The following is a 2,605-nucleotide window of genomic DNA, read 5'->3' as shown; positions in this document are numbered from 1 at the left end:
GGTTTCGACTATGACGAGCCGCGCGCTCTGGCCGAGGAGTTCGGCTTCACCCTGCACCTGCGCACGCGTGGCGAGGAGGTCAGGGCCAAGCTCAGCCGGATAGCGCGAAGTCGCAGATGACTAATCGTGCCTAGCACTACCTGGGCAGTCTGAAGTCAGGCGGTGGCCTGAGCTTGCGTCGGCAGTGTGGACATCGGATCGGGGCGACGAGGTCGGCGAACAGCCGCGTCATGATGGCGCGGCGCACGGCCGGGAGGCTCGGCGATGGTGGCGGTCCCGGAACCTGACCCGGCATTTTTCCCCGACCCCGTCGAGCGGTGCCCAGCGAGGCGGAGATGCTGCAGCCAGGCAAAGGCGATGCAGGTCATCAGCGCGTGTCGGTGCAGTCCGGTCCAGGACCGTCCCTCGAAGTGGCCCAAGCCCAGTTCTTGTTTGAGCTGCTGATGCGCCTGCTCGCAAACCCAGCGCGCCTTGATGGCGGCCGCCAGGGCGCGGAGTGAGGTCCGGGGCGGCAGGTTGGACAGGTAGTATTTGCGCTCGCCGCTCGAGCGCCACTCGCCCACCAGCCAGACCTCGTCGCCTAGCAGGTGGCGGTTGTTGGCCCAGACCGCGCCATCGCCGACCCGGATGCGGGTGGCGGCAAAGCGCGCCACGAGCGGGCCTTTGGTGCCCTGACGCCAGGTCACCCGGCGCCAGGGCTGGTTGGCGAGCACCGCCTCCGCGTCCTTGGGTTCCTGGTCCGGCACCGGGCGCCGCTTGCGGCCGCCGGGCGGGACCAGCTGGACATCGGCACCATAGACCTTCTGGTTGCGCGGGATGCCCACCGCCCAGGTCAGGCCCCGCTCGCTCAAGCCGGCCCGGAACGCCGCGCTCGCGCCATAGCCGGCATCGGCCAGCACCATGCCGAACCGCACCCGGGCGGCGAGTAGCCGGTCCAACTCGGCCAGTGCGATCTCGCCCTTGCTGCGGGCCACCACCTCCGCCTCCGGCACGCCGGCCGCCGCGCAGCGTTCCGGATCGCCAACCCACTTCTCCGGCAAGAACAGCCGCAGCCCCACGGGCACCGGCACTTCCCTACCGGCCAGCGTCAGCGAGACCAGCGCCTGGCAGTTCGCCCGCTTGCCGAGCTGGCAGCAGTACTGCCGCTCCACCCCGACCGAGAGCGTGCCCTTCTTCGGCAGCGCCGTGTCGTCGATCACCAGCGCCGACTTCGCCCCGCCCACCAGCCGATCCGCCTGGCCGGCCAGCACCCGCCAGAGCGGAGCGTCGTCCCAGGCCGGGCTGGCGATGAAGTGCTGCAGCTGGTCATGCCCGCTCAGCCCCAGGCACGCGGCCATCGGCTGCAGGCTCTTGCGTTCGCTCGGACCCAGCAGCCCGCGCAGGTAGAGCGGCGCCCAAAGCCGCCGCTTCTTGTGCCCGAGCGCGGCCAGGAACGGCTCCAGCCAGCTGTCCAGATCCGACATCGTGCAGCCCATCGCACGCCTCCCTAAACCAAGCCGTCTCAGCCCAGTTCAGACAACGCACGTCAGCCGCAACAGTGCCCAGGTAGTGCTAGATGCTACCCTGCCCGCGTATGTCGAAGAAATTAGTTTTGCAACCTTTTCTGGCACTTAGGTCACACCACTATCCTCGCCACTGATCTGCGGTAAGGGGGGTTTATCGCAAGAGAACAGGCGCTGGCTCATTGGCCGTTTTGGGGCTCCTCCAGGATCCATCCAGCACCGCTCCGGCCCGCGACATGCGGCAGCGATAGGCAGCCTTGATTTGGGCGGTTCCCTTTTGCCAGTGCTTCGGCCGATGGTGCTAGGATCCAGCAGCGGGTGGTACCCATGACCTCGGATCCAATCGGCCTTCCTGTGCAGCAGCGCGACCAGCTCAACGAGCTACGGGGCGAGGTCCATGCCTTGAAGGGCATTTTAGCCATTCTGATTGCCCATATCTCGCTGCTCACGCGCGCTCCGCTCGCGAAGCGGGAGGAGATACTGGGTACCCTTCACGCGATGCTGCCTGCAGCACTGGCGCAGATTGAGCATGACGCCCCGCCGGCAGCTGCTGCTGGCTTCGAACGGGCCATTGAGACGGTAACGCACATGGCGCTCAACGCCGTTCGGATAGAGCCCACAGCACCGATGCAGCAGGACCCTCCTGGGCCTGGCCGCTAACTGAGCGTGGTGAGCTAGCGCTGGCTGCGGCGGCGACCAACATCCACGACATGAGCCTGCCGCCCGACCAGATACCGCCCGCCAAGCCGAAGATCACGCCCGAGGAACGCCGTCGCCGAACCGCCGACCGGTTGACCATGATCCGGTTGAAGATGGCGATCGGCCGCGAGCTGGACGAACGGGGCATCACTAGGCCCGCCGAGATTGGCGCCGCCCTTGGGATGCCGCCGGCCGAGGCGGCCAGGCTGCTGACTGGGCACCAATGGCGCGAGGGCGCCGTCGAGCGGCTTGAGGCTGCAGCGGCCCGGCTGGGGTTGCAGGTGCCGGAGGCAGCAAGCGAGGACTGACCTAGGAGCCCGTCCCGGTAACGTGTGAGAAGGCTCGACATGTAGGACGAGCGGTGATTCGCTCGCCGGCATGATGAAGAGCTTTCGCCCCTGGAA

At 67.6% G+C, this 2,605-nt stretch carries 3 protein-coding genes; 2 read left to right on the top strand and 1 reads right to left on the bottom strand.

What is annotated here, in order from left to right; translation table 11 throughout:
- Positions 1-155 precede the first annotated feature (155 nt).
- Positions 156-1,475 carry an IS701 family transposase gene (locus BLR02_RS28110; protein ID WP_090665484.1) on the bottom strand — a complete coding sequence of 440 codons (1,320 nt, stop codon included), beginning with the start codon at positions 1,473-1,475 and terminating at the stop codon, positions 156-158.
- A 354-nt stretch (positions 1,476-1,829) separates the two neighbouring features.
- Here BLR02_RS28110 and BLR02_RS28105 point away from each other — a divergent pair, with 354 nt between their 5' ends.
- Both BLR02_RS28105 and BLR02_RS28100 read left to right on the top strand, forming a co-directional pair.
- Positions 1,830-2,162 (top strand): hypothetical protein, encoded by a 333-nt coding sequence (locus BLR02_RS28105; protein ID WP_090665483.1) that lies wholly within the window; start codon positions 1,830-1,832, stop codon positions 2,160-2,162.
- A gap of 50 nt (positions 2,163-2,212) precedes the next feature.
- Positions 2,213-2,509 (top strand): thioredoxin domain-containing protein, encoded by a 297-nt coding sequence (locus BLR02_RS28100; protein ID WP_090665482.1) that lies wholly within the window; start codon positions 2,213-2,215, stop codon positions 2,507-2,509.
- Positions 2,510-2,605 lie beyond the last annotated feature (96 nt).

It is taken from the genome of Belnapia rosea (assembly GCF_900101615.1).
GTDB lineage: Bacteria > Pseudomonadota > Alphaproteobacteria > Acetobacterales > Acetobacteraceae > Belnapia > Belnapia rosea.
This window is presented reverse-complemented; position numbering and strand designations above follow the sequence as displayed.

What these genes read in the sequence shown, in the direction of transcription:
- BLR02_RS28105 (WP_090665483.1), top strand. Translation starts at nt 1,830, where the DNA reads ATGACCTCGGATCCAATCGGCCTTCCTGTGCAGCAGCGCGACCAGCTC.
- BLR02_RS28110 (WP_090665484.1), bottom strand. Translation starts at nt 1,475, where the DNA reads ATGGGCTGCACGATGTCGGATCTGGACAGCTGGCTGGAGCCGTTCCTG.
- BLR02_RS28100 (WP_090665482.1), top strand. Translation starts at nt 2,213, where the DNA reads ATGAGCCTGCCGCCCGACCAGATACCGCCCGCCAAGCCGAAGATCACG.